This is a genomic window from Duganella radicis, from assembly GCF_009720825.1.
GTDB classification, from domain to species: domain Bacteria; phylum Pseudomonadota; class Gammaproteobacteria; order Burkholderiales; family Burkholderiaceae_D; genus Rugamonas; species Rugamonas radicis.
In genome coordinates this window covers 78767-105126 of sequence record NZ_WNKY01000003.1, presented here as the reverse complement: position 1 = coordinate 105126, position 26360 = coordinate 78767, and the positions used below count along the sequence as shown (strand labels likewise).

The window sequence follows — 26360 nt, the reverse complement described above, 5'->3', positions numbered from 1 at the left end:
CCTTACGGTCGGTGGGCGCAGGGCGTGTGATTAATTGTATTCGATGCGATTGCGGCCCTTCTCCTTGGCGCGGTAGAGCGCCACGTCGGCCTGGCCGATCAGTTCCTCGGCGCTGGCGCCGGCGCGCCCGGCGGTGACGCCGAAGCTGCAAGTGACAGCGATCGACAGGCCCGCCTCGATCGGGAACGGCGCCGCGCATACCGCCAGATGAAGCTGGCTCAGGCGCTTGTGTCCGGTGACGGCGTCGAGCCCGGGCAACAGCAGCAGGAATTCCTCGCCGCCATAGCGGCCCAGCGCGTCGGCGTCGCGCAGATTCTGGCGCGTCCGCGCGACGAATTCCTTCAGCACGGCATCGCCGGCCAGGTGGCCGTGGGTGTCATTGATGCGCTTGAAATGATCCAGGTCCAGCAGCACCACCAGGAACGGCTGGCCGCCAGCCGCCGCCGCGATCTGCCGGGAGATCAGGTCGGTGATGGCGGCGCGATTCCATGCCTGCGTCAGGCTGTCGGTCAGCGCGCGCAGCCGGTGCTGCTCGCGCGAGGCTTCCAGCTCGCGCGTGCGCTCGCGGACCAGGACCTCCAGCTCCAGCGCCCGCCGCAGCGCCTTGTTCAGGCGCCATCGCCAGGCCAGCGCCAGCAAGGCCAGGGCGAGCACCGCCATGGCCAGGTAAAACCAGACGGTGCGCCACCACGGCGGCGCCAAGGTGAACGGCAAGGTCACGAGCGCGGAGCGCATGCCCGTCGCGCCGTTCTCCGCCACCATCTGGAGCTCGTATTTGCCTGGCGGCAGAGCCGCATAGCGCAACTGCGGCACCTCGGTGGTGTTCCAGCGCTGCTCCAATCCATCCAGCCGGTAGTGGTAACGCAGGGCATCGTGGTTATGAAAAGACAATGCCGCCAGCCGCACCTCCAGCGCGCCCGGCGTCCACGGCACGCTGAAACGCGCGGCCGGCAGCGTGACGCCATCCAGGCTGACCCTGTCCAGCAGCAAGCGCAGCGGTTGCTGCTCAAACAGGGATTGCGGATGCAGCAGATGCGAGGCGCCGTTGGCCGTACCGATCCAGACGGAGCCGTCTTGATCCTCGTACAGCGCGCCTTGGTTGGTGTCATTCCAGACTAGGCCGCTGTCCTGGTTCAGCAAACGCCAGGCGCTGCCATTCCAGACGCCGACGCCGCTGTCCGTTCCCAGCCACAGCCAGTGGCGCCGGTCGATCAGCATGCCGCTGAGCGGTTGTCCCTTGAGCGGCCCCATCGCCATCGCCAGCGGACTCAGACGCGCCACGTCGGCGTCGGCGCGGGCCTGCCAGACCGCCGCCTCGCCTTGCGCGGCGAGCCAGAGCGTTTGTTCCGCGCAGGTCATGAAGCTCAGCCTGACGTCCCCCGGCAAGCCATGCCGGACCGTCGTCCAGCGGCCGTCGTACAGCCTCAGCACCTCACGGTTGACGAGGAACCAAAGCGCCCCTTGCGCGGTCTGGCACGCGGTGCGGACTACGCCGCCACCCGTGCCGGCCACGTCCAACGGAACCCGCCGCGGCCGCGGATCATGCTCCGGGTCGGCGATGACGTACAACCCGCCGTCGCAGCAGATCCACAATTGGCCGCTGCGATCCACCAGCAGCGCCAGTATCCTCGGCAATTTCGCCACCTGTTCAAAGCGCGCGCCGCCAGGCCGGCGGCGCTGCAACGCGCCGGCGAACGAACCAGCCCAGAGGCCGCCGGCATGGTCCATGGCCAGGTTGCCAAGCTGGACGTCGCCGACGGCGGCGCTCCTGGCGTGCGTGACGAAGCCGGCGGCATGCGCGGGCATGGCGGCCAGGCCCCGGCCTGTCCCAACCAATAGCGTGCCGTCCCGGTCGCGCAGGAACGACCAGACGGTCGCGCTTGGCAATCCTTGCCGCTCGGTCCAGTTTTCCCATCGCCGGTAGCCTTGCCAGTGCCGCAGGCCGCGACCGGCAATGCCGATCCATAAATCCCCTTCCCGGTCCACCAGCAAGGCACTGATTTCGTCGTCGGCGGCCAGGCCCTGCTTGCTGCCGAGCGTCTCCCAACGCCCGGGACCGCCGCGCGTCAGGCCAAAATTATTACTCACGAGCAGACGTCCATCGCGATCCTGCGCCAGCACCGGGTCCAGCAGCGCCTCCAGCCTGATCGCCGCAGGGCGGCGCTCGACGAATCGCGCGCCGCCCGCAGGCAGCGACAGCAGATGTCCGCCGCGGCTGCGGCACCACAATTCGCCGCGCTGGTCGAGCAGCATGACGCTCCACGCCAGCGGCGCCTCCGGCAGGCCGTGCGCGACACCGTATTCCTCGACACGGCCATGGTGGTAATGACAAATCCGCGCACCACACCCCATCCACAGCTCGCCGGCGCCGCCGGCCAGCAGCGCGTCGATTGCCGGCGGCGGCGCCCCGGCCTGATTGTCAAAGAACGGCCGCGCCTCCCAGGTGTCGGCCGCCGGGCGCGCCGTGAGGCGCCATAAACGCTCGCCGCTGACCACCACCATTTGGTCCGGCCCGAACACAGCGAGATGCTGCCCCAGCGCCATCGGCAAAGCGCGGCCCTCCCGGGTCAGGACCTGTCGACAGGCGTGGCGCACGATCCGGCACAGGCCCTCTGTGGTGCCGACCCAGATTTGGCCGGCCTGATCGGCATGCAAGGCCGCCACCACGCTGCCGGGCACGCCGGTCCGAAAGCGATGAAAGCGCTCGCCGTCATACCGGTACAGGCCGTTTTCCGTGCCGGCCCAAAGATAACCATCGCCATCCTGGACCAGGGAAGTCACCCCCATATTGCCGAGCCCTTCGTGCTGGCCAAACTGGCGCGGCGGAATCTGCTGGCCATAGGCCGGCCATATGAACGCCAGGGCCAGGAACAGCAGCTGAACATGCAGGAACCACGCGGCAGAACGGCCTCCCCACCATTTATGGGCAGCATCTGAACAAATGCCCTCGATTACCATATTGTCCTTATTTGTCGCCAGGATGACGGACACACTGCCCCCAGGCATCAGTCATCAGTCATTCCGATGATTATTTCACAATGGGCTGTCGCCAGGCGTTGTTATTAAGCATCTATATTGTATAGTCGGCCGATGGCGGCGTATCCGCCGCGCCCCGCTCCCCGATTTCGTCCGCTGAACGATCACTATGCGACCTCATGTCTTGTCCCTGGCAATTTGCGCCCTGCTTTGCTCCGCCACTTCAACCGCTTCAACGTCGGGACCAACGTGGATATGGTTTCCGGGCGACTTCGAAATCTGGCTTGGCAATCAGATGCAGGTCAAGCGCTCCGAGCGGGATGCGCTGTTCATGCCGTTCTGGCGCCTGTACAACCATCAGCCACAACTTAACTTTACCCGCGAGGTCGATCTGGCCCAGGCGGAGGATATCAATGTGGTGGCGGATGGCATCCACGCCGTCGCCATTGATGGCAAACTGGTACAAGGGGATCAGCACCGCATTCGCATCCCCGCAGGCAAGCACACGCTCAATATCCAAGTGTTCAATGCAGCGGCACCGCCGTCCACTTACGTCGAGGGCGCCACCATCCATTCGGACGAAAGCTGGTCTGTCGGCCCAAGGCCTAACGCCATGCCGCCGCACTATGGCGCCACGCAGGCGGCGCACTGGAATTTCGACCGGCCCGACACGCGCCCTTCCGCTTTCAAGCTCCCCACCCGGGAGATCCGGCCGGTGAAGACCTCAAGCGGGCCGCATGACCTGCTGGTCGATTTCGGTGAAGAGACGATAGGCTTTATCAAATTGCGCAACTTGCGTGGCAGTGGCGGCGTCGCGCTTTATTACGGCGAGACGATGGAAGAGGCAATGTCTCCCGAAGCCTGCGAGACCCTCGATAAATTCGACGTCAGCCAACATCAGGGCGACTTCCTGTCGCCAAATTCCCGTGCCCTGCGCTACGTCAACATCCAGCTGAGCGAAGGCATGCGCGTGGACGATGTGGCGTTGATGTACGAATATCTGCCGCTCACCCAGCATGGCAGCTTCAAAAGTTCCGATGACGAGCTGAATCGCATATGGGACGTCTCCTTGCGGTCGCTGCAACTCAACACCCGGGAATTCTTCCTGGACGGGGTCAAACGTGACCATTGGGTGTGGGCGGGGGATGCTGTCCAGACCTACCTGATGAACTACTACACGTTCTTCGACCGCGAGGCGGTGCAGCGTACCACCTGGGCCTTGCGTGGCGCCGACCCGGTCGACATGCACATCAACACCATCCTCGATTACTCGCTGTACTGGTTTATCGGCGTCGCCGATTATTACCGCTACACGGGCGATGCCGCGTTTGTGAAGAGCGTCTATCCGCGCATGGTCACCTTGATGGATTTCGTCTTAAAACGCCGCAACGCCAACGGCATGCTGGAAGGCATGCAAGGCGACTGGGTATTTGTCGACTGGGCCGAGATGCCGAAAGATGGTGAGCTGAGCGTCATCCAGCTGCTGTTCGCGCGCAGCTTGCAGGCGATGGCGGAAGCGGCGGCAATCGCGGGAGACGACACCAGAGCGGCCGATTACCGCGCCTTGTCTGCCGAGCTCAAAGCCAAAATCATGCACACCTTCTGGGACCCGCAGCGGCAGGCCCTCGTCCACAGCCGCGAGAACGGCAAGCTCAACACCTTGGTGACACGGCATCCGAATATGTTCGCGTTGCTGCTCGGTTATCTGGAGCCGGACCAGGCGCAGATGGTGATGCGGCATGTTCTGCTCAACGACAAGGTCACAAAGATCACCACGCCCTACATGCGCTTCTACGAACTGGCGGCGCTGGCGGAAAACGGCCAGCACGCGTATGTCACCCGCCAAATGAAGGATTACTGGGGAGGCATGCTGCGCGAAGGCGCAACCTGCTTCTGGGAGCAATACGACCCGAACCAAAAAGGTGTCGAACGCTATGCGATGTACGGCAAGCGGTTCGGCATGAGCCTGTGTCACGCATGGGGCGCCAGCCCGGTGTATTTGCTGGGCCGGTACTATCTCGGTGTCGCGCCGACCGCGCCTGGTTATAAGCGGTACAGCGTCGAGCCCCATCTCGGCGGCCTGGCCTGGATCGAGGGAAAAGTGCCGACACCGTACGGCGATGTCGCCATCGCCGTCACGCCCAAACGAATACAAGTTGTCAGCCCCGGTGGCCAGGGAGTGCTGCGCCTTGACAGCACGACCAAACCGCGCAGCACCGCCGGCGAGATACGCGAGACGCGGGCTGGCCAATACGAGTTGCCCATGCCCGATGCGGGAACGTATATTGTCGACTATTCGGCACCGGTGGAACCGGCGGCGTCGCTCCCCTCTTCCGACACCTTTGTGGCCGGCCCCACCTCGGGCCAATTCATCAGCGGCGGGGATTACACCACCGCCACCAGCACCTACGGCTATGACTTGCCGTTTGCCGGCAAGCAGCCGGTCCAGGGCTTTTCCGCGTTTGCCGCCGCGCCGCAGGCTACACGCTGGTCGCCGATGGCGGCAACTACCCGGGCACCAGCACCGCCGGCGGCCAGACCATCGCGGTCGACCCGCTGATCAAAAACAATCGCCTGCTGACCGGCGGCGACATCGATCCCGAGTCGATGCTGATCGATGCCGACGGCAATTTCTGGTTTGGCGACGAGTTCGGCCCATTCCTCATCAAGACCGACCGCACCGGCAAGGTGCTGACCAGGGAAATCCCGGTGCCGAACACACTGGCGCTGGGCGGCAACCGGCTGGTGCAGACATCGAACAACCCCGTATCTGGTGGCAGGCACGGCCAACCTGCCCAGCTCCCGCTGGCTGGAAAGCATGACCATCAACACTTCGCGCACCCGCATCTACACGCTGTTCGAACGCGAGCTGAGCACCGACACCGATAGCCAGCGCCGTATCATGAACGTGTTCGACGTGGCCGCCAGGGGCAAGCGCGTGTACAAGATCGATTTGAACAAGGTGGACGCCAGCGGCTACCTGGTCAAGGAGTCGCTGGTCGATCTGATGAATATCGCCGATCCCAAACAACTCGGCGGCGCCGCCACCATCAATGGCGTGTTTACCTTCCCGATGGAGTGCGTGGAATCGGTGCGCATCGTCGACAGCCGCACGCTGATGCTCACCAACGACAACAACTACCCTGGCGGCTCGACCTCGCGTAATCCGAAAAAACCGGACAATAACGAGTTCATCCTGATCCGCCTGCCGGCGCCGCTCAACACGCCGTAAGTCCTCGGCGGGCGTATATCGGGATAGGGCAGCCAGTATAACTGGCCGGTCCCCTCCCACACCACCCGGCATGCGGGTCCGCACCGGGCGGTTCAAGTAGTTGAGGTCAGGACAGGCGTGGTACGCCAAGTCGGTCAAAGTATGCGATCGTGAGGACCGTTTTCAGCAAGCGATCAGAGTTGCGCCACCAGCGGCGGTTGTTAGCCGCCACCTGCCGCGCAACCGAGGGCGCGGCCCCGAGCTGGGTGAGTTCCCGGTGCATGGTCTTCCCACGCTTCCAGCGCTTAAGCTGAATTGCCCGTAGCCTGTGGCGCAGCCATTCATCGAGTCCCCTCCAGATGCCCGGAGTTTGAGCGAGATTGAAATACCCTTTCCAGCCAAGCATGTAGGTGCGCAGCTTTTCAACGATCTGAGGCATGCTACTGCCGCCAGAACGCCGTGTCAGTTCACGGATTCGCTGCTTGAATGCCGCCAGCGGCTTGTCCGCCACCTTCAGTTTCACCACCTTCCCACGTTCCCCCCAAAGGCTGTAGCCGAGGAACTTGCGTCCAAAGGCACTGCCGACCGCGCTCTTGCTTTCGTTGACCACGAGGTGCAACTTGGCATAAAGACGGCGCAGCAATGCCATCACCCGCTCGCCAGCACGTTTGCTGCGAACGTAGACGTTCGCGTCATCGGCATAGCGTGTAAAGCAATGGCCGCGTCGTTCCAGTTCCTTGTCCACTTCATCGAGCAGGACGTTGGCAAGCAGCGGCGACAGCGGACCGCCTTGCGGCGTGCCCGCCTGTCGCGACTGCACCACGCCATGGTCCATGATGCCACTGCTCAGATAAGCCCGGACCAGCCGGATTACTCCGACATCGTCGATGCGCTGCCGCAGACGGTCGATCAGGATGTCATGGTTGACCCGGTCGAAGAACTTCGACAAGTCCACGTCCACCACGACCCTGCATCCCGACTGGACGTACGCTCTGGCGGCAAGTACCGCGTCCTGCGCTCGCCGGCCCGGACGGAAGCCGTAGCTGTGGTCACTGAAAGTCGGGTCCAGTATCGGTTGCAGCACTTGAAGTAGCGCCTGCTGGATCAGCCGATCCGTCACCGTCGGGATGCCAAGCTCTCGCTCGCCGCCGTCCGGCTTGGGAATCGTCACCCTGCGTACCGGGCTGGGCCGGTACGTTCCTGCCAATAATTGTTCACGTATTCCCGGCCAAGCCACGGCCAGATGACGCGAGGTCTCGTCGATGTCCCGACCATCTACCCCGGCCGCACCCTTGTTGGCGCGCACACGTTTGAACGCTTGTTGCAGGTTTTCCCTTCTCAACGCTGCACGCAGCAGCATTGATCCTGTGTCTCCTGACACATGTCGCGGGCACCAAGCTTCGTCGCTGGAAGTGGCAGCCAAGGCCTCACCCTGACCTACGGCCTCCCGCCCCGCTTGCGCGGGCATCTGACGCATTGCCTGTTGCATCGACATACCGGATAACACTCCTACTCGTTCGGTCCTTCGTCGGCGGGGTCGAGCCTTCCCGGCGCTACCACCCACTACTATGACCTCTGCTGAGACCCTGCTACGGCAGCGCCACCGTCCTTTCAGACGTGAGGCAGGGTGTCCCCAGGTAAGGCCACACTCCTTCATCACACAACCGCCGCATCTACGCCACTTCGCCTTGACCACAAGAGCTTTGCAGTTCTTTGCCTGCTCGCCCTGCTCGGTAGCGCCTTCTATGCGGTTCGTGTCCCTCGGCTCGTGATTTACGATCCACGCTTCCTTCCCACGGTCGATTACTCTTCCGCAGTTGCGCTTCACTTCGCTCGCTGTGGTCAGCTCGCGGCGGGACTTTCACCCACAGGAGTGCGCCCATGCTGGGCGCACAAAGAAAAACCGCCGCCCCATAAAGGAGCGGCGGTTTCTTGATGTCCATTTGACACACTGGACAATATTCTGGCGGAGACGGTGGGATTCGAACCCACGATACACGCACCGTTCAGCACCATCACCTCAGCCAGTTCGCCGGCGCATCACTGGAAAATACGGTATCCGGTTTCATCGAGGTTGCAAGATCATTGTTGGGAGCACACAAGCATAGCGTAAGCTCATGACAACAACTCATGGATTTTATGCCAGAACTTGCCAGTGTCCGCCTTTTTGAGGCCCCACATATTTAAGCTTGCCGTCCTTGACGAGTTTAGCACTGGCCCGCTCGACAGCACTCAGCGATTTGCCGATCACGACTGCGACTTCGGCCAACGTCATGGTGGGGTTATCCGCAAGGCATTGGAGAATTGCGGCCGGCGTTTTCACCGGCGTTTTCACCGGCGTTTTCACCGGCGTCTCTCCGGCTTCATCTAACCCGAACGTAAACTCCACCCAGAATCCCGTGCTGTCACAAGCGAATTTCGGTTCGGGACAAGCAGCGGCTACACATGCCCGGCGAATGAGGTCGATGCCACGTCCCCACGATTCGATCAGTCCGGCTAAAAACAAGGTGCGAGCGATATCAGGATTAGCTGGCTGCGACGGATGCTTATCCATCAAACGTGCCAGCGACCAGTCGGGCGGCAACTGCCCAGTGTTCCAGATGATCAGCTTGTGATCGTACACGCTGATCTGCGTGGGAACCGCCGCGCCGTAGTCCTTGTGCGCGATGGCATTAATCACCGCCTCGCGCAAGGCCATCTCGGGCACAGGCAAGCGCTCCAGCCGCTGCGCGCCGTGATAAGAAATTCCTGCACGCAGGTACTTGGTCAGCAGCAGGTCCAGCGTCTTCTCTGCCTGTGTGAACAGATCGCCGGAGATCACATCGTGGTAGAGCAAGTCGGAGTCGGTACGGAAGAAGCCGATCTTCACGCAAGCACCGGTGGTGAATCGTTCAGGGTCTGCATGAAATAGCAGCGTGGCTGCCCGCTTGAGATATTGCCCTTCGGTCAGGTGCAGCTTGTCAAGCAGCGCAGCATCGTTCTCGGCCAAAGAATTCGCGCTGAGGCGGCCGCTTTTCACTGCCAACTTTCGAAACGACAGCATGGCACGCGGCTCCAGGTCAGCACTCCCCACATGGGGAACTGGCACGCCATCCCAATGCCTGCCCAGTTTGCGCAACAGGAAATGGTCCAACGCGGCGCCGCGCAATTCCTGCTTGGTGCTACCGCTACGCAGATGGTATTCACCCTTATAGCTGATCGGGCTCGGATAGGCGTCGACCACGATTTCCAGCCAGTCGCGACCGGCCTGGGTATGCAGATTAACCACCACTACAATGCCCAGAATGTCGCGCACCTTGTTTGGTATGTCTTCGAGCAGCTTGGCCGCGTTGGCAACGCCCACCACATCGCCGCGGTCGTTCTTGCCGATAGAAAGCGTGCCACCCTCGGCATTGGCAAAGCCGCAGATCCATCTCAGGTATTCATCCCGCCAGGACTGCTTCCATTCGATGTTCTGGCCCTCTTTCATACCAAGCATGTCCTTCCGGTCAGCAGCTCTCGCATCATGCCCTGCTTGATAGCGTGGATGTTCTTGCAATGAGCCGAAGCAGTACATCTCCATCCGATAGCACGCCAGCGATCGCGCGCCGCTCGGCAACTGGGGTGGCACTCATCCAGTGGAGCATCCCAAACGACGGCATGGCCGACCTCACCTCCCGGGTGGCGCTCGTGTGCCACTTTAGCGCATGATCAGCCGTAGAGAAAGGCGAAGGAAATAAAAAAACCCGCGCAAGACGGGTTTTAGGTGTTTCTGGCGGAGACGGTGGGATTCGAACCCACGATACAGGTTTTGCCCGTATGCTTCCTTAGCAGGGAAGTGCCTTCGGCCACTCGGCCACGTCTCCTGGTCGATCGCTCAACTATGTCCGCCGTGAAGCAGACGACCGCCATAGTATAGATTGCGCTACGTTTGGTCAAGGCGCCGGATTTTGGTCCGCCAGAATGAATTCCGCGCACCGTTCCGCGGTCATGACGACCGGCGCGTTGGTGTTGCCGGAAACGATGCTGGGCATCACCGAGGCGTCGCAGATGCGCAGGCCGGTCACGCCATTGACCTGTAGCCGGGGATTGACCACGGCATCGGCGTCGCTCCCCATGCGGCAGGTGCCAACCGGGTGGTACACGGTTTTCGCCATCTCGCGCACATAGCGCTCCAGCATCGCGTCCTGGTCCGGCGCCGCCGCGTCCAGCAGCAACTCTTCACTGATCAGTTTCCGCAGCGCCGGCGCGCGCATGATCCGGCGCGCCAGCTTGAGGCCGCGCACCAGGGTGTCGACGTCGGCCTGCTGACGCAAGGCGCCGCTGTCGAACAGGATGGGCGCCGCCGGGTCGGCGCTGCGCAGGCGCACCGATCCGCGCGAGGCCGGGCGCAGGATGCAGGGGTTGATCGAGATGCCGTGGCCGGGCAGCGGCGCGCGCCCGACATCGCCTATCAGGGTGGGCAACACGTGAAACTGGATGTCGGGACGGCCGGTAGCGCCGGTATCGACGAAGCCGCCGGATTCGACCACGTTCGAGGTCAACAGGCCGGTCCGGAACAGCGTCCACTGCAATCCATGCTTGAGCGCGGCGAGGCCGCGATCGTTGCCCAGCAAGCTGATCGGCCCGCGCGCCCGCCCATAGAGCGACACTTCCAGATGGTCCTGGAAATTTTGTCCGACCTGTTTCGCATCGACCAGCGGCGCGATCCCCAGCGCCCGCAAATGGCCGCCGGGACCGATGCCGGACAACATCAACAGCTTGGGCGTGGCCAGCGCGCCGGCCGCCAGGATCACTTCGGCGTCGGCGGTGGCGCGCGCGATCGCGCCTTTGGCGTCGCGCCATTCGACGCCTGTGGCGCGCCTGGCCTCGAACAGGACGCGGGTGACCAGGCAGCCGGTGCGCACCGTCAGTTCCGGACGTTCCCGAACCGCGGCCAGATAGGTGGCGGCGGTGCTGCCGCGCTGGCCGTTGAAGGTGGTGGTGTGATAGAAGCCGATCCCGGCTTGCTGCTCGCCGTTGAAGTCATCGTTGTAGGCGATGCCGGTTTCCTGCGCGGCCTGGACGAATCCCAGGCTCAATGGATGACGGAAGCGCGTATCGCTGACTTTCAGCGGGCCGTCGCTGCCATGCAGCGCGCCGGCCAGTCGCATATGCCCCTCCGAAGCCTTGAAGGCGGGCAGCACCCGCCCCCACTCCCAGCCGGTGCAGCCTTGCCTGGCCCAGTCATCGTAATCCTGCGGCGTGCCACGGATGTACAGCATGGCGTTGACCGAGCTGCCGCCACCGAGGGTGCGGCCTTGTGGAATATAGCTCGGGCGGCCGGCCGCCTCCGCTTGCGGCTCGCTCTGGTAAATGACGGTGCGCTCGGTGCCGATGACGCGCACAAAGGTGGCTGGCATATGGATAAACAGACTGTTGTCCCTGGGCCCGTCCTCCAGCAGCAACACGGTCTTGCCGGCCTTGACCAGCCGGTGGGCCAGCGTGCATCCTGCGGAACCGGCGCCAACAATGATGTAGTCAAATCGATTTTCCACCTGCGTCTCCCAGCGTTAAGCGGTTTGCGAGCAAGCCTCGCTATTCTGTCCGGACAGGATAGCGTCCGCGCGCCACCGCGCTTGACCCGGCCGGACGCCCCGCTTGACCGGGCCGGACAGGCCCCGCTACAGCGTCACGGCAAGCTTGCGCTGGCGCGTGACGCTGGGCGCTTCGCCAAAGCGGCGCTTGTAGCTGCGGCTGAAATGGGCCAGATGATTGAAGCCCCAGCGAAAAGCGATGTCGCCGACCGCGACGTGCCGCAACTGGTCGCTGAGCAAGTCGTCACGGCAGCGCGCCAGGCGCATCTGCCAGACATGGCGGGCGACGGAGGTCCCGTCGAGTTCGAAAATGCGCGACAGCTGGCGCGCCGAGAGGCCGATCGCCCGGCCGACCGATTCGGCGCTCAGGTCGTCGGCGCTCAGGTTCTGGCGGATGTATTCCTTGGCGCGCCACAGGCTGCCGAGCGTGGAGCGGCTGACCCGCAATTCATCGCGGCTGACGCGCAGCGCGGCGCCCAGCAGAGTCAGGATTTGCGCCGCGCGTTCCGGGCGCGGCACTTGTTCGCTCTCGAAGATTCGCAGGATCGCCTGCGCGCACCAGCCGGCCGGGCCGTCGCCATGGTCGATCTTGAGCAGCTTCCCCGGCGGCCAGGGGCCGAGCTCCGGTTCGAAGACACCGCGCGGGATGGCGAGCACGGTCATGGCCATGTCCTCGGGAAAACCGTGCCCGTACGGCCGCGTCGTATCGTAGATGACGATATCGCCCGGTCCGTGCATCACGCATTCGACGCCCTGATGGGTGAAGCCGCGCCCTTTCTGCATCAGGCAGACGAACAAGGCGTCCCGGCCGTCGTGACGGATGCTGTCCGCCGTGCGCTCGACCGCATGCCGGTTGGCCGCGATCGACGCCGCGCGGAACAAGCCGAAGTCCCTGCCCTGCAAGGTCGCGTCGAGTTGTTCGCCGTCGCCGCCGGATTCGAGCCGGATCAGCAGCCGCTCGACGCTGGTGAGCCAGAAAGCGGTGCGGTCGCGATAACCGGCGCTGCTGGTCGAAATGCTGACATCGCCAAATGCGGTCGCCATGTCGCCGGTCCTGTGATGGCGAGTCAACGCATCGCGTTGGCGACCAGCAGCGTGTCGGTAAACTGCTCGAACTTGACCACCTTGCCGCCTTCGAGGCGCCACACGTGCGCGACCCTGGCCCGCATGGCCTTGCCGGTGGCCCGGTAGGTGCCCGAGTAGGCGCCGATGCCGATGATCACATCGTTGCCGTCCACCAGCCGCTCCAGCTCAAAGCGATAGTCTTCCCAGGCGGTCCCCAGCACCTTGAATACATTGTCGATCACGGCCTGCGGGCCGATCCATGTCCCGGCGCAGGGGAAACCCGCCATTTCCGTCCATTCGACGGTGGCCGACACGTTGGCCATCATTCCGGCGAGGTCTAGGCGATCGGAGGCCGCGTAATGGGCGGCGATGATGTCGTAGTTGCTGCTCATATAAATCCTAAACAGGTTCGATTTGTGAAGAGTATAGAGTCTGGGAGGCCTTTTGCATCAAGGCGCCCGCCGGACTGTTGGCGATGGCGCCGGCGCCGGTCAGCCCAAGGAACTTGCCGGTCGAGCGCCCGGAAGCAAAATTAAAAAAGAACACGGACGCCACCGGAATCAGGAATTCACGGAAGGTAAACAGGTACTGATCCTCGGCGAATTTGTAGTAGGTGGCCATGTCCACGTCCCCATGGCCGCGCTGCACCCCGACCAGGCATTGCCAGCAATACCGTTGCGAACTCAGATAGGTGTGCTCGTATGTATGGTTGGGGCTGTACGTTTGCCAGGTGCGCAATCCGATCAGATCGCGCGATTCATGCGGCACCAGGCCACTGGCCTCGCCGCCCGCCAGCCGCCCCACCAGGAAGGTTTGGGCCACGCGCGGCTCGGCCCCGGCCTCTTGGGGGGAACGTACTTCGCACTCGATCACGAGCGCACGGCGGGACAGCGTGTTGACAATCGCCGTCATCGATTGCAAGGGTCGGTGCTGGAAAGTGATGTCGACAAAATAGGTCGACGGCGCCACTTCGATCACCTCGCACCATTCGGTCCCATCGCCTGACGCCGCGTCGGTGACACGCACCCGGTGCGCATCCTCGAACGCCAGCGTGATCGACCGCGCGTCCAACTGAATCATCTGCGTGGTGCCGACCAGGCTGGCGGTTGGGGCCAGGCGATTGGTGGCAATGCCTGCGGCAAATTCGTCGTAGGTCTTCCAGTCCGCCGGTTTTTTGTCGTCGCTCATGGGCTGCCTTGTCGTTATGGGAGCGGGAACGGGTCCGCAAATGCGATGGTGGGGAGGTCGACCGCCGATGCGCCCCCATCCACCATGAGATACGTGCCGTTGATCATGCTGGCACGGCGGGACGCCAGGAACAGCACGGCGTCGGCCACCTCCTCCGCCTCGGCGGCGCGCCCCAGCGGCACATTCCGGGTCGCCAGCGCGTAGGCGCTGTCGATCGATGGCATGGCATACTGATCGGCGAGCATCCGCATCTGTTCATCGGCCATGGCGGTGCGGACCCAGCCGGGGCACACGGCGTTGGTTCTCACGCCGTGGCGCCCATAGTCGCGGGCCAGCGAGCGCGTCAGGCCGATCAGCGCGTGCTTCATGGTGACGTAGCCGACCACCGCCGGTCCGGCGAAATGGCCGGCCAGCGAGGACAACATCACGATGTTGCCCTTGCGCGCAATGAGGCTCGGCATGAGCTCACGGGCACAGACAAACGCGGTGTCCAGATTCAGGTGCGTTGCCATGCGCCAGGATTGGTCGCTGGTCTGTGTCAGCTCGCCGATGCCATGCCCGCCGGCGTTCGCGACCAGGATGTCGATGCCGCCGAAATGCGCGGCCGCCTGCGCCACCGCGGCCTTGACGTCATCGGCGCTGGCGGCGTCGCCCTCCACCACCAGGCCGCCCAAGGGGCCGGCCACCTCCTGCAACGGCGCGCGTCGGCGCCCCATCAACACGATCCGCCCGCCACGCTCGACCACTTGCCTGGCAACGGCCGCGCCGATGCCGGTGCCGCCGCCGGTGATGAATGCCACTTTGCCCGAGAACTCGCTTGTCATCAGTCTTCCTTGTCAGTTGAATTGCCTGTTTTGACTCAGCCCTCGACGGGCACGCCTGGCGCCGCACCGCGTGTTCCGGCCTGCACCACCAGCGGCGCCGTTTCCTTCAAAAACAGGGCCAGGATGGCCGGCACGAAGGCGCCGACGGCCGCGATCCACATCACGATGGACAGCCCGAAACGATCGGCCGCGAGGCCGGCGATCGTCGGCGACAGGAAGCCCCCCACCAGCTCGCCCACGCTCATGATCAAGCCGAGTGCGGTGGCGATCGAACCGGCCGCGATGCTCTCGGACGGAATGATGGCCATGAACAAGGTGAAGCAGCCGAGTCCGGTGTAAGTCAGAAACACCACCGGCATCATCGTCGCGGCGCTCTCCACATAGAGCAGGCACAACGGGCAGCAAGCGGCCACCAGCGAAAACCCGAACATCGCCGGCTTGCGGCCGATGCGGTCGGAAATCGCCGGCACCAGAAATCCCCACAGGACCCAGGCGAAACCGAGGCAGCTCATGACATAGCCCATCGTTTCAGGACGATATTTCTTGACCTGCATGAGGAAGGTCGGCGTGAAGGAAATGATGATGACGAACCAGGTCAGGTAAAAGCAGGCGATCAGCATGCAAAGAAAAATGTTCCGGTCTTTGAGGAGATCCCGGATGCCGACCCGCTGGGTCCCGCCCGCCCTGGTCCGTGGCGGAGCCGTCGCCGGCTGTGCCTCCACGTATTTCCAGATCAGGCAGGCGATGATCAGGCCGGGAACGCAGGACAGATAAAACGCATGGCGCCATCCATAATGCGTGCCGAGCCAGATAATCACCGGCGGGCCGAGCACGGCGCCCAGAAAGCCGGGCGCGGCGCCATTGACGATCCCCATGTTCAGGCCGCGACGGGCCGGCGTCGAGCTGGCCGCGATCATCGACTGCGACAGCGGCAGCACGGGTCCTTCCGCTATGCCCATCAGCGCGCGGAAAAGCAGCAGCGAGACAAAGCCGGTGACCGCCCCGGACAGGGCGGAGCACAAGGAAAATCCCAGCACCGCTAACACCAGCATCGGTTTCTTGCTGGGCAGCCGGTCCGAGTAGGCGCCCAGCACGGCGCCGGAAATGGCCCACGTCAGCGCCAGGCAGGACGACAGCATGCCCAGGTGCGCATTGTCCAAGTGCAGTTCCGCCGAGACGAATGGAAACAGGAACGACAGCGCCAGGCGGTCAAAAAACACAAAGCCAAAACTCAGTGACAGGATGGCGAGCAATTTGTTCTCGTAGCTAAGCCGCATATGCTTGTACTCCTTCCGGCTCCTAGGGTTTCTGGAGCATCTCAAGGGCGATCTTCAGCTCAACCTCATCGCCGATCATCGCGCCGAACTGCATCATGCCGAAGTCGCTGCGCTTGATGGTGGCGCCGCCCACAAAACCAATTTGCGGCACCTTCATGAAAGGATTCGTGGTGCGATTGGTCAGCACGGTGTTGAAATTGACCGGCAGGGTCTTGCCACGGATGGTCAGATTGCCGGCGATGACGAAATTCTTGTCGTCGACGCGGCGCACCGAGGTCGAGGCGAAGGTGATTTTCGGATTCTTCTCGGCGTCGAACCAGGCGGCGCCACGCAGCTCGGCGTCGCGCGCCTCGTGCACGGTGTCGATCGAGGCGGTGTCGATGGTGATCGTGACCTTCGACGCCTCGATGTTTTTGTCATCGAAGCTCACCTGCCCCGCCACTTTGCGGAACAGGCCGGGCGTTTGCGTCAGCCCCAGGTGGGCCACCTGGAAGCTGACGTGGGTGTGGGCGGGATCGATCTCCCAGGCGGCGTAGGCCGTTGGGGAAACCAGGCCGGCGATGGCAAATGCGACGGAAGACAAGGGCATCACTAAGTGTTTCATTGTTGCGTCCTATGGAGCGTGGAAAAAACAGAGGGTGCGGGCCTGCCGGAGCAGGCCGCGCGCTGCGTCAGCGGATCATCAGAACGATCGCGTGAGGTGGACACCGAATTCACGCGGTGCGTTGTAAATCATGTTGTTGAAGGCCTGTCCGGTCACGAACGCCTGGTTGGTCAGGTTGTTGACGTACAGGTCGGCCGACCAGTCGTCACGCTGCAAGGTGACCAGGGCCGACACGGTCGTATGTTTCGGGATGTAGGCGTTGCGCTGATAGGTCGCGAAGAAATAGCTGCCGCTGGCGTACGACACATTCAGGCGCGGCGTCAGGCTCATCTCGTTCGGCAGTTCCATCTTGTAGTCGACGCCGAAGTTGTAGGTCAGCTTGGGCGACATCAGGTTGGGGCCGCCCGAGCTGGTGAAGGTATAAGGCACGAAGTCAAAGCATGCCGGCGGGTTGGATGGCACGCCCGGCGCGCATTGCGGCCCCAGCGGCTGGCTGGGCAGCGACAGCGTGTCGATCAGCGAGGTCGGCGCCAGCTTGGAGGCGACGTAGGCGAAGGCCGCGTCGACTTTGAAGCCGCGCAACTTGGCCTGTATCTGCCCCTCCGCGCCCTTGATGGTCGATGGCGGCAGGTTCGTCACCCCGGTCTGGCCGCTGGTCGGATCGAACATGTCGATCTGGAAGTTCTTGTAGTTGTTATAGAAAACATCGAACTGGGTCCTGACGGCGCCATCGGCCAGGGTCGACTTCCAGCCCGCCTCATAGTTCAACACCGTTTCAGGCTTGAACTGGGAGGTGGCCGAATTGTAGTTGCCGTTCTTGTAGCCGCGCGCGACAAACGCGTACAGCAGGTCGGTCTTGGTGGCCTTCCAGTTCAGCGATAGTTTGCCGGTCGGCGTGCCATCGGAATAGCGCCCCGCCAGATCCGCCACCTGCATCCCGCCCGGCGGCGCGCCGGGCACGTCCAGGAACACGCCGCCCGTGCCCACCCCGCGGTAACCGGATTTGCGCGCGCCGAGTTGCAGCTCCAGATCGTCGGCCAGCTTGTAGCCGGTCTGGGCAAACACGCCGGTGGTGCGCAAATTGTTCTCAAGGCCGACCGTGACGATAGGCGGCTGGATGATGGTCACATCGATCTTGTTTTGCTGGTAGTAGGCGCCGAGTATCCAGTTGAAACGGCCGGTGGCCGGCGAAATGATGTTGAATTCCTGCGACCATTCGCGGTTGCGCACACGCATGTCCCACAGGTTGGGCGCCAGCGCCGCGGACGGGTTGACGTCCCATAGCGCGTTCACTTTCTTGGTCTGCACGCCGCTCAGCGAGCGCAGCACGATGCCGCTGTCGGTCTGGTATTTCAGTTCGAGCCCGGTCATCAGGGATTTCTCGTCGAACTTGCTCGGGGTGTTGTAGTACAGATCGAAAATCCCGCCGGTCACGCCAACGTCGTTGGAACTGCCCGGCAGCGGCTTGTAGGGCGCGCCGCCGGTTTTCCGGTCCAGATTGTCGATCTTGAGCAACGCCTGGAACTGGCCGGTCTTGAGCAACACGCCCAGGCGTCCGCCGTTTTCGTCCAGCCGGCCAGGCTTGTTGTGGTAAGGGCCGTTGTCGGTGTAGTAGCTGTCGTGCTGCTGGTGGATGCCGGCGATGCGGAACGCCAGGGTGTCCGACAGCGGCACATTGAGGGCGCCCTGGAAGTTATTGGCGCGGTAGTTGCCCACGCCCACGGTCGCATAGCCTTCCACCTTGGACAGCGAAGGATTCTCGGTGGTGATCAGCACCGCGCCGCCGGTCGAATTCGAGCCCACCAGCGTCCCTTGGGGACCGCGCAGGATCTCGATATTGGCGATGTCATAAAAGCTCGCCGAGTTGGACACGGCCGGCTGGAACAGGCCGTCGATATAGGTCGCCACGCCGTTGGTGGCCTGCGCCGAGCCGCTCGACAGGCCAATGCCGCGAATATTGAAGGACGATACCAGGCCGGTGTCGGTCCGGCTGGTGGCGGGTGCAGCACCCACCAGGTCGGCCATGCTGACCACCGCCTTGCCGCGCAACTGGTCGCCCGTCAGCACCGTTTCCGCGATGGGAATGTCCTGCACCTTGGTGGCGCGCCGCTGGCTGGTGACGACCACCTCCTGCATACCTTGATCCTTGGCCGTTGCGGCGGGTTGATCCGGCTGCGTCTCGCCTGGCGCGGCGGCCGGTTGGTCGGCGGCCATGGCGGCCGTCACGCACATCACGTTCAGCATCAGCAAAGGTGCCGAGCCCATCCACGAATTCTTCATCCAGTCTTCTCCATTTATAGTTTTGGACACCCGGTCGAGGCGAGTCGCCGGTGCCGTCTCAGGGGCGCGCTTTGGTTGCCCTCGGATAAAAGATTAACATGTTAATGAATTTGGAGTGATCATGTTCATGATTTATTCAGGTTGTTAATATTCCTGCCTGATGGCTATGGGATGTGATCGCTGGGGGGGGGGATTGCATGTGCTGGAGGTTTGCTGACGTCGCGCGCCCTCGGCGCGCGGGGCTGGGCGATTCGGAGAGGGTTGGGCCGGCACGGCCCAACCCTTCGAATCCCACCGTTTCCGTCCGAACAAACAAGCATTACGCCCCAATGGGGCGTAATGCGACGACCGCAGGGAGAAACAAAAAAGCCTCCCGCAGGGGAGGCTTTTTTGTTTTGTTCTGGCGGAGACGGTGGGATTCGAACCCACGATACAGGTTTTGCCCGTATGCTTCCTTAGCAGGGAAGTGCCTTCGGCCACTCGGCCACGTCTCCTAGTCGATTGCTCAACTATGTCCGCCGTGAAGCAGACGACCGCCATAGTATAGACCGCGACCCGTTTGGTCAAGGCAACACGGCGGTTTTTTTCGGAAAATTTACGCCTTTTCCAGTTCGAACGCTTTGTGCAGCGCGCGTACGGCCAGTTCCATGTATTTCTCGTCGATCAACACGGAAATTTTGATTTCCGAGGTCGAGATCATCATGATGTTGATGCCCTCTTCCGACAGGGTGCGGAACATTTGCGACGCCACGCCCACGTGCGAACGCATGCCCACGCCCACCACCGAGATTTTCGACACTTTGGCGTCGCCGGTGATGCTGGCCGCGCCCAGTTGTTCCTTGGTGCTGTTCAGCACGTCCACGGCGCGCTGGTAGTCGTTGCGCGACACGGTGAAGGTGAAGTCGGTCTTGCCATCCACCGACTGGTTCTGGATGATCATGTCGACTTCGATGTTGGCATCGGCCACCGGGCCCAGGATGTGGTAGGCCACGCCCGGACGGTCCGGCACGCCCAGCACGGTGATTTTGGCTTCATCGCGGTTGAACGCGATACCGGAGATGACTGCTTGTTCCATGTGTGTATCTTCCTCAAACGAGATCAGGGTGCCGGAGTTGGCTTCTTCTTCGATGTCCAGCATCGGGTCGGTCAGCGACGACAGAACGCGGGTCGGCACGCGGTAGTTGCCGGCGAATTCCACCGAACGGGTCTGCAAGACCTTGGAACCCAGCGAGGCCAGTTCCAGCATTTCTTCAAAGGTGATGGCTTTCAGGCGGCGCGCTTCCGACACCACGCGCGGGTCGGTGGTGTAGACGCCGTCGACGTCGGTGAAGATCAGGCATTCGTCGGCCTTCATGGCGGCGGCGATCGCCACGGCCGAAGTGTCCGAACCGCCACGGCCCAGCGTGGTGATGTTGTCTTCGTCATCCACGCCCTGGAAGCCGGTGATGATGACGATTTTGCCATCGTCCAGGTCGCGGTTGACTTTTTCGTTGTCGATCGACTGAATACGGGCTTTGGTGTAGGCGGAATCGGTTTTAATCGCGACTTGCCAGCCGGCGTAGGCCACGGCTTTCTTGCCAATCGCTTGCAGCGCCATCGACAGCAGGCCGACGGACACTTGTTCGCCAGTCGAGGCGATCATGTCCAGTTCGCGTGGATCTGGCTGGGCTTGAATTTCCTTGGCCAGGGCGATCAGGCGGTTGGTCTCGCCCGACATTGCCGACGGGACCACCACAATGCGGTGCCCGGCGTCATGCCACTTGGCGACACGCCGCGCGACGTTCTTGATACGGTCCGTCGAACCCATCGACGTACCGCCATATTTGTGCACGATTAAAGCCATAACAGTGAGTTTTCCGCTCAAATAAAGGTAAATGGAACCCTTAACTCTACATGTCGCAATGCAAAATAACAAGTCAAAAAGCTCATAAACTCATACTGAATAGACATATCTACATACAAAATTCGGCAGAAAGCGCCTGATGTCTAGACAGCTTGCCAGCGCAGGCGCACCCGCCCTGCCCCCGCGCCGACGTGCAGGCAGTCCATGCCGATGCCGGCCGCGAACAGCAGGTGGCTGGCGTTCTTGACCACCGGCAGGCGGCCGCGCTCCCAGGCCGGGATGTTGAGGGCCTGATAGTGGTATTTGAGCAGCCGCGTGGAACGGTTGAGCGCCGGCTTGAGTTTTTCGCCGCCACGGCGGAACTCGATCAGCAGTTGTTGCGCGCGCAGCCATGCCGGATCGAAGCCCTGTTCCGATGGCTCGAAGTGCAGCACGCCGCCGTAGGCCGGGAACGCCATTTCGGTCTCGCCGTTCCAGGTGAAACCGGTGCCGGGCTTGTCGTCGAACTGGTCTTCGCGCGTGCCTTCCAGGTCTTCCAGCTTGGGCGTCAGGTGCAGGCGGTCGCGGTAGCGGCGCACGTGGCAGTCGGGATGGGTGACCAGCAACTGGGCGTCGTATTTGGCTTCCAGCAGTTGCGTGAGCATTTCCGACAGCCAGGCGGTGCTGGGCATGCTGTATCCGCGCGTGGCGAACCAATGGCGCAGCAGGTTGTAGGCGCGGTCCTGGCTCAGGGTGCGCAGTTTGCCGATGTCGAGCTGGTCGCCATCCTGGGTGGCGGTCAGGTCTTGTTCGGCCAGTTCGGTCAGCAGGCGGGTGGCCGATTGGGCGTGCTGGGCGCTGCGGGCGAAGCGTTCCTGGAAGCCGGGGAAATGCTGCTCCAGCGCCGGCATCACGGTGTGGCGCACGGCGTTACGGGCGTAGCGCGGGTCGTCGTTGGATTCGTCGTGGACGTGGCTGATGTGGTGCTGGCTGACGTAGCTTTCCAGCTGCTTGCGCGAGGCTTGCAGCAGCGGGCGGGCCATCACGAGGTTGTCGTTTTGCAGCAGGCTGGCGGCGGTGTTGGCGGCGTCCATGCCGGACAGGCCGGCCGGGCCGGAGCCGCGCAGCAGTTGCAGCAGGACGGTTTCGGCCTGGTCGTCGAGGTGGTGGGCAGTCAGGAGCAGTTGCACGTCATGCTCGCGGCACAGCGCGCCGAGGGCGGCGTAGCGGGCTTTGCGGGCGGCGGCCTCGGTGCCGGATTTTTTGGCGTCTTGCAGCTGGATGCGGCGGGCTTCGAAGGAGACGTTGAGGGCTGCGCATTCGCGTTCGCAGTGGGCCAGCCAGGCGTCGGCGTTGGGGCTGAGGCCATGGTGGATGTGGAAGGCGCACAGGGTCAGCTCGTGGCGCTGCGCGTAGGCGTGCGCCAGGTGCAGCAGGGCCGAGGAGTCCAGGCCGCCGCTCAGGGCGACGGCGATGCGCGCAGCATCGCCACGGGCGGCGCTGACGGCGTGATCAAAGGTGGACGTGATGGTTGGCTTTTGCTGCTTCAATGGTGGCTCCGAAATGCAAACCGGGAGCGGCGCGTGCGCGGGCTCCCGGTGGTTTGATTGGGTACCGGCGCAGGCCGGTGCCCGATTTTTTATTCCTGCGGCGTGGTCTCTTTGAACTTACCGTAACTCATCAGCTTCTCGTGACGCGCTTCCAGCAGGTCTTTGGTCTTCATGCCGTGGAACTGGCGCAGCGAGTCGGCCAGGGCGCGTTTCAGCAACGTGGCCATCTGCTTCGGATCGCGGTGCGCGCCACCCAGCGGTTCGCTGACGATCTTGTCGATCAGGCCGATGGCTTTCAGGCGATGCGCGGTCAGGCCCAACGCTTCGGCCGCATCGGCCGCGCGCTCGGAGGTTTTCCACAGGATCGATGCGCAGCCTTCCGGCGAGATCACCGAGTAGGTCGCGTATTGCAGCATCAGCACCTGGTCGGCCACGGCGATCGCCAGCGCGCCGCCGGAGCCGCCTTCACCAATGATGGTGGCGATCAGCGGCACTTTCAGTTCCGCCATCACGTACAGGTTGTGGCCGATCGCTTCCGACTGGCCGCGCTCTTCCGCGTCGATACCCGGGAAGGCGCCCGGCGTATCCACAAAGGTGAACACTGGAATGCCAAACTTCTCGGCCAGCTTCATCAGGCGCATGGCCTTGCGGTAGCCCTCAGGCTTCGGCATGCCGAAGTTGCGCATGGCGCGTTCTTTGGTGTCGCGGCCTTTCTGGTGGCCGATCACCATGCAAGCCTGGCCGTTGAAGCGGGCCAGGCCGCCCACCACCGACAGGTCGTCCGCATAGGTGCGGTCGCCGTGCAGTTCGTGGAAGTCGGTGAAGATTTCATTCACATAGTCCATGGTGTATGGACGTTGCGGGTGACGCGCGATTTGCGATACCTGCCATGGCGTCAGTTTGGCGTAGATGTCTTTGGTCAGCTGCTGGCTTTTTTTGGCCAGACGGTCGATCTCCTCAGAGATGTCGACAGCGGAATCGTCCTGAACGAAGCGTAGTTCTTCGATTTTGCCGTCGAGTTCAGCAATGGGTTGCTCAAAATTGAGGAAAGTCGTTTTGGTCATTGTACCTCCGTGTTTATTCTCAGCTGCGGCGCTCTTATGCCCGTTCGTGACGGGCACAAAAAGTCCTCGCACAGCGATTAGAGTATCTATTCTACAGCAACTGGGTCCAGGCTACGCCATAAATACCATGTGGCGACCGTGCGGTAGGGTTCCCAGTTGGCCGACACCTCGCGCGCATCGCTGCGCGAGACCGGTTCGCCCGAGAAGTAATTCTGGCTGATGCCCTGGATCAGGCCGGGGTCGTCCAACGGCAGGACATTGGGGCGCAGCAGGTTAAAGATCAGGAACATCTCGGCGGTCCAGCGGCCGATGCCGCGAATCCGCGTCAGCTCGGCGATCACCGCCTCGTCGTCCATCTGGTCCCATTGGGCCGTGTGGACGCGCTTGTTCTTGAAGTGGTCGGCCAGGTCGAGGATGTATTCGGTCTTGCGCTTGGACAGGCCGCAGGCGGCCAGCTGCTCGTTGCCGGCCTTGATGATCTGCGCCGGCGTGCACTTGGGGCTGATGTCCAGCAGCTTTTTCCAGGCCACGTCGGCAACCTTGGCGGTCACCTGCTGGCCGACGATGGAACGCGCCAAGGTGGTAAACGGATCGTGGTGACCGCGCAGGTGCAGGTCGCCAAATTGCGGGATGAGCTTGTTCATGATGCGGTCCCGCTTCATGAGCTCAGCCTTGGCTTCCTCCCAGTAAGACGGCACGCCGCCCGCGATCTCGTTATCCTTGGCGATCACCATGTTATGCGCGGCGCCAGTTGGTGGTGCCGTCAGGCTTGTCTTCGAGGATGACGCCCTGGGCCAGCAGCTCGGCGCGGATCTTGTCCGATTCGGCGAAGTTGCGGGCTTTCTTGGCCTCGGCACGGCGCGTGATGGCGTCCGTGATGGCCGCATCGTCGCCGCCCTCGCCGCCCACCGACGCCTGCAGGAATTGCTGCGGCGTGCGGTCCAGCAGGCCGATCACGGCAGCCAGGCCTTTCAACTGGCGCGCGGCGGCCGGCGCCTTGGTCTTGTTTACCTCGGTCGCCAGTTCAAACAGCGCGGCTACCGCCAGCGGCGTGTTGAAGTCGTCGTCCATGGCTTCGGCGAAGCGCGCCGCATGCTCTTCCTTCCAGTCCAGCGGCTGGCCGTCGCCCTCCACGCCGTCCAGCGCGGTGTACAGGCGGGTCAGTGCGCCACGGGCGTCGTCGAGGTGGGCGTCCGAGTAGTTCAGCGGGCTGCGGTAGTGGGCGCGCAGGATGAAGAAGCGCACCACCTCGGCATCGTACTTTTTCAGCACGTCGCGGATGGTGAAGAAGTTGCCCAGCGATTTGGACATCTTCTCGTTATCCACCCGCACGAAGCCGTTGTGCACCCAGTAGTTGACCATGGTGTGGCCGAACGCGCCTTCCGATTGCGCGATCTCGTTTTCGTGGTGCGGGAATTGCAGGTCGGCGCCGCCGCCGTGGATGTCGAAATGTTCGCCCAGCAGCGCCGAGCACATGGCCGAGCACTCGATGTGCCAGCCCGGACGGCCCTTGCCCCACTTCGAGTCCCACTTGACTTCGTCCGGCTCGGACTCTTTCGAGGCCTTCCACAGCACGAAGTCGAGTGGATCGCGCTTGCCGGTGTTGACGTCCACCCGCTCGCCGGCGCGCAGGTCGTCCAGCGACTTGCCGGACAGCTTGCCGTAACCTTCGAAATTGCGCACCGCGTAGTTGACGTCGCCATCCTCGCCCTGGTAGGCCAGGTCCCTGGCTTCCAGTTTCTCGATCAGCGCCAGCATCTGCGGCACGTACTCGGTGGCGCGCGGCACCAGCGTTGGCGGCAGGATGCCGAGCGCGGTAGTGTCCTCGTCCATGTACCGGGTGAAGCGGGTGGTCAGCTGCGAGATGGTCTCGCCGTTCTCGACCGCGCGCTTGATGATCTTGTCGTCGATGTCCGTGATGTTGCGGGCGTAGGTGACGTCGTAGCCGGAAGCCAGCAGCCAGCGGTACATGACGTCGAACGCCATCATCATGCGGGCGTGGCCGATGTGGCAGTAGTCGTAGATGGTCATGCCGCACACATACATGCGGACCTTGCCCGGTTCGATCGGTACGAATACTTGCTTGTCACGCGCCAGCGTGTTGTAAATCTTTAAATTGCTCATCGGACTCTTGCGTTTGCTCAGGTCCACAGACAATACGATGGCCCGGCGCGGCGGATGCGCCTGTCGTCAGCGTGGGTCTGGGGGAACCTTGGGAATGTTCTTGTTTCTACCTTCTAAGGGGTAGAATGGAACAAGTATAGCATTGATAAAAACAGCATAGGCCTCATCTGTAACGGGATTTTGCCTATCCAACACTCACAAGAGGATGACTGATGTATCAAAAACTGATGACCGCCCTCGCCGGCCTGACGCTGTCCGCCGCCGCGCTGGCCGCTCCGGCCGCACCGCAGGTTGAACTCAAGACCACCATGGGCGATATCGTCGTTGAACTCGATCGCGACAAAGCACCGAAAACCGTCGACAATTTCCTCACCTATGTGAAGTCTGGTTTCTATAAAGGCACGATTTTCCACCGCGTGATCGACGGCTTCATGATCCAGGGTGGCGGCTACGATGAAAAACTCAAGGGCAAGCCAGTCAACAAGCCGGTGCCGATCGAGTCCAACAACGGGCTGCACAATGTGAAGTACTCGCTGGCCATGGCGCGCATGGGCGATCCGAACTCGGCCACCTCGCAATGGTTCATCAACGTGGAAGACAACACCCCGCTCGATTATCCAGGCCCGGATGGCTCGGGCGGCTACACCGTGTTCGGCAAGGTCGTCAAAGGTTTCGAGACGGTGGACAAGATCAAGGGCGTGCTGGTGGATGACAAAGGCATCTTCCAGAATCTGCCCGTGATTCCGGTCACCGTGAAGTCGGCGACGATTTTGAAGACACCAATCCAGCCAAAACAGTAAAATAGCGGCCTTGCCGCATT

20 protein-coding genes and 2 tRNA genes are annotated in these 26360 nt (G+C 62.7%); 4 read left to right on the top strand and 18 right to left on the bottom strand.

Translation table 11 applies throughout. The features are described from left to right. Window positions 1-30: 30 nt before the first annotated feature. A complete protein-coding gene (locus GM676_RS05150) occupies window positions 31-2958 on the bottom strand; it encodes a ligand-binding sensor domain-containing diguanylate cyclase (RefSeq protein WP_267875566.1) in 2928 nt (975 codons plus the stop codon). 313 nt (window positions 2959-3271) lie between these two features. Here GM676_RS05150 and GM676_RS05145 point away from each other — a divergent pair, with 313 nt between their 5' ends. Genes GM676_RS05145 through GM676_RS05135 form a run of 3 tightly spaced genes read left to right on the top strand, consistent with a single transcriptional unit; the run spans window position 3272 to window position 6208 of the window. Then, window positions 3272-5536 (top strand): alpha-L-rhamnosidase-related protein, encoded by a 2265-nt coding sequence (locus GM676_RS05145; RefSeq protein ID WP_170304224.1) that lies wholly within the window; start codon window positions 3272-3274, stop codon window positions 5534-5536. Then, on the top strand, window positions 5464-5865 hold the full coding sequence (locus tag GM676_RS05140) for an esterase-like activity of phytase family protein (RefSeq protein ID WP_308936677.1): 402 nt from the start codon (window positions 5464-5466) through the stop codon (window positions 5863-5865). The genes GM676_RS05145 and GM676_RS05140 overlap by 73 nt, the downstream gene beginning before the upstream one ends. Next, window positions 5795-6208 (top strand): esterase-like activity of phytase family protein, encoded by a 414-nt coding sequence (locus GM676_RS05135; RefSeq protein ID WP_155462316.1) that lies wholly within the window; start codon window positions 5795-5797, stop codon window positions 6206-6208. The genes GM676_RS05140 and GM676_RS05135 overlap by 71 nt, the downstream gene beginning before the upstream one ends. 106 nt (window positions 6209-6314) lie before the next feature. On the opposite strand, the gene ltrA is transcribed toward GM676_RS05135, so the two are convergent. From ltrA to cysS, 17 genes are all read right to left on the bottom strand, one after another. Further along, a complete protein-coding gene (gene ltrA, locus GM676_RS05130; RefSeq protein WP_155462315.1) occupies window positions 6315-7682 on the bottom strand; it encodes a group II intron reverse transcriptase/maturase in 1368 nt (455 codons plus the stop codon). A 642-nt stretch (window positions 7683-8324) separates the two neighbouring features. Then, entirely contained in the window at window positions 8325-9656 is a 1332-nt protein-coding gene (locus GM676_RS05125; protein ID WP_155462314.1) for an ATP-binding protein, read from the bottom strand. Between the two features lie 283 nt (window positions 9657-9939). Next, window positions 9940-10032: transfer RNA gene (locus tag GM676_RS05120), tRNA-Ser, on the bottom strand. Between the two features lie 69 nt (window positions 10033-10101). Beyond that, on the bottom strand, window positions 10102-11703 hold the full coding sequence (locus GM676_RS05115) for a GMC family oxidoreductase (RefSeq protein ID WP_371866119.1): 1602 nt from the start codon (window positions 11701-11703) through the stop codon (window positions 10102-10104). A 126-nt stretch (window positions 11704-11829) separates the two neighbouring features. Next, window positions 11830-12786, bottom strand: coding sequence for a helix-turn-helix domain-containing protein (locus GM676_RS05110; RefSeq protein WP_155462313.1), 957 nt, complete (start codon window positions 12784-12786; stop codon window positions 11830-11832). 23 nt (window positions 12787-12809) lie between these two features. Continuing rightward, window positions 12810-13199, bottom strand: coding sequence for a nuclear transport factor 2 family protein (locus tag GM676_RS05105; RefSeq protein ID WP_155462312.1), 390 nt, complete (start codon window positions 13197-13199; stop codon window positions 12810-12812). 7 nt (window positions 13200-13206) lie between these two features. Next, entirely contained in the window at window positions 13207-13995 is a 789-nt protein-coding gene (locus GM676_RS05100; protein ID WP_155462311.1) for a MoaF C-terminal domain-containing protein, read from the bottom strand. Between the two features lie 14 nt (window positions 13996-14009). Next, entirely contained in the window at window positions 14010-14819 is an 810-nt protein-coding gene (locus GM676_RS05095; RefSeq protein ID WP_155462310.1) for an SDR family NAD(P)-dependent oxidoreductase, read from the bottom strand. 35 nt (window positions 14820-14854) lie between these two features. Beyond that, window positions 14855-16096: an MFS transporter gene (locus GM676_RS05090; protein ID WP_155462309.1), complete on the bottom strand. Its 1242-nt coding sequence runs from the start codon at window positions 16094-16096 to the stop codon at window positions 14855-14857. A gap of 22 nt (window positions 16097-16118) precedes the next feature. Beyond that, the gene (locus GM676_RS05085; protein ID WP_155462308.1) at window positions 16119-16700 is read right to left on the bottom strand and encodes a YceI family protein; all 582 of its coding nucleotides are present in this window, start codon (window positions 16698-16700) and stop codon (window positions 16119-16121) included. 78 nt (window positions 16701-16778) lie between these two features. Continuing rightward, entirely contained in the window at window positions 16779-18980 is a 2202-nt protein-coding gene (locus GM676_RS05080; RefSeq protein ID WP_155462307.1) for a TonB-dependent receptor, read from the bottom strand. Window positions 18981-19381: 401 nt separating this feature from the next. Continuing rightward, a tRNA-Ser gene (locus tag GM676_RS05075) sits at window positions 19382-19474 on the bottom strand. A 101-nt stretch (window positions 19475-19575) separates the two neighbouring features. Further along, a complete protein-coding gene (locus GM676_RS05070) occupies window positions 19576-20823 on the bottom strand; it encodes an aspartate kinase (RefSeq protein WP_155462306.1) in 1248 nt (415 codons plus the stop codon). Between the two features lie 143 nt (window positions 20824-20966). Next, entirely contained in the window at window positions 20967-22352 is a 1386-nt protein-coding gene (gene tilS / locus GM676_RS05065; RefSeq protein ID WP_155462305.1) for a tRNA lysidine(34) synthetase TilS, read from the bottom strand. An 89-nt stretch (window positions 22353-22441) separates the two neighbouring features. Then, window positions 22442-23416 carry an acetyl-CoA carboxylase carboxyltransferase subunit alpha gene (locus GM676_RS05060; protein ID WP_154357951.1) on the bottom strand — a complete coding sequence of 325 codons (975 nt, stop codon included), beginning with the start codon at window positions 23414-23416 and terminating at the stop codon, window positions 22442-22444. Window positions 23417-23502: 86 nt separating this feature from the next. Next, window positions 23503-24150 (bottom strand): DNA-3-methyladenine glycosylase family protein, encoded by a 648-nt coding sequence (locus GM676_RS05055; protein ID WP_155462304.1) that lies wholly within the window; start codon window positions 24148-24150, stop codon window positions 23503-23505. A 1-nt stretch (window position 24151) separates the two neighbouring features. Further along, window positions 24152-25540 carry a cysteine--tRNA ligase gene (gene cysS, locus GM676_RS05050; protein WP_155462303.1) on the bottom strand — a complete coding sequence of 463 codons (1389 nt, stop codon included), beginning with the start codon at window positions 25538-25540 and terminating at the stop codon, window positions 24152-24154. Window positions 25541-25752: 212 nt separating this feature from the next. Between cysS and GM676_RS05045 the strand changes: the two genes are divergently transcribed. Beyond that, complete coding sequence (locus GM676_RS05045; RefSeq protein WP_155462302.1) at window positions 25753-26340, top strand: peptidylprolyl isomerase; 588 nt, start codon at window positions 25753-25755, stop codon at window positions 26338-26340. Window positions 26341-26360 lie beyond the last annotated feature (20 nt).

What these genes read in the sequence shown, in the direction of transcription:
- GM676_RS05150 (WP_267875566.1), bottom strand. Translation starts at nt 2,958, where the DNA reads ATGGTAATCGAGGGCATTTGTTCAGATGCTGCCCATAAATGGTGGGGA.
- GM676_RS05145 (WP_170304224.1), top strand. Translation starts at nt 3,272, where the DNA reads ATGCAGGTCAAGCGCTCCGAGCGGGATGCGCTGTTCATGCCGTTCTGG.
- GM676_RS05135 (WP_155462316.1), top strand. Translation starts at nt 5,795, where the DNA reads ATGACCATCAACACTTCGCGCACCCGCATCTACACGCTGTTCGAACGC.
- ltrA (WP_155462315.1), bottom strand. Translation starts at nt 7,682, where the DNA reads ATGTCGATGCAACAGGCAATGCGTCAGATGCCCGCGCAAGCGGGGCGG.
- GM676_RS05125 (WP_155462314.1), bottom strand. Translation starts at nt 9,656, where the DNA reads ATGAAAGAGGGCCAGAACATCGAATGGAAGCAGTCCTGGCGGGATGAA.
- GM676_RS05110 (WP_155462313.1), bottom strand. Translation starts at nt 12,786, where the DNA reads ATGGCGACCGCATTTGGCGATGTCAGCATTTCGACCAGCAGCGCCGGT.
- GM676_RS05105 (WP_155462312.1), bottom strand. Translation starts at nt 13,199, where the DNA reads ATGAGCAGCAACTACGACATCATCGCCGCCCATTACGCGGCCTCCGAT.
- GM676_RS05100 (WP_155462311.1), bottom strand. Translation starts at nt 13,995, where the DNA reads ATGAGCGACGACAAAAAACCGGCGGACTGGAAGACCTACGACGAATTT.
- GM676_RS05095 (WP_155462310.1), bottom strand. Translation starts at nt 14,819, where the DNA reads ATGACAAGCGAGTTCTCGGGCAAAGTGGCATTCATCACCGGCGGCGGC.
- GM676_RS05090 (WP_155462309.1), bottom strand. Translation starts at nt 16,096, where the DNA reads ATGCGGCTTAGCTACGAGAACAAATTGCTCGCCATCCTGTCACTGAGT.
- GM676_RS05085 (WP_155462308.1), bottom strand. Translation starts at nt 16,700, where the DNA reads ATGAAACACTTAGTGATGCCCTTGTCTTCCGTCGCATTTGCCATCGCC.
- GM676_RS05080 (WP_155462307.1), bottom strand. Translation starts at nt 18,980, where the DNA reads ATGAAGAATTCGTGGATGGGCTCGGCACCTTTGCTGATGCTGAACGTG.
- GM676_RS05070 (WP_155462306.1), bottom strand. Translation starts at nt 20,823, where the DNA reads ATGGCTTTAATCGTGCACAAATATGGCGGTACGTCGATGGGTTCGACG.
- GM676_RS05060 (WP_154357951.1), bottom strand. Translation starts at nt 23,416, where the DNA reads ATGACCAAAACGACTTTCCTCAATTTTGAGCAACCCATTGCTGAACTC.
- GM676_RS05055 (WP_155462304.1), bottom strand. Translation starts at nt 24,150, where the DNA reads ATGGTGATCGCCAAGGATAACGAGATCGCGGGCGGCGTGCCGTCTTAC.
- cysS (WP_155462303.1), bottom strand. Translation starts at nt 25,540, where the DNA reads ATGAGCAATTTAAAGATTTACAACACGCTGGCGCGTGACAAGCAAGTA.
- GM676_RS05045 (WP_155462302.1), top strand. Translation starts at nt 25,753, where the DNA reads ATGTATCAAAAACTGATGACCGCCCTCGCCGGCCTGACGCTGTCCGCC.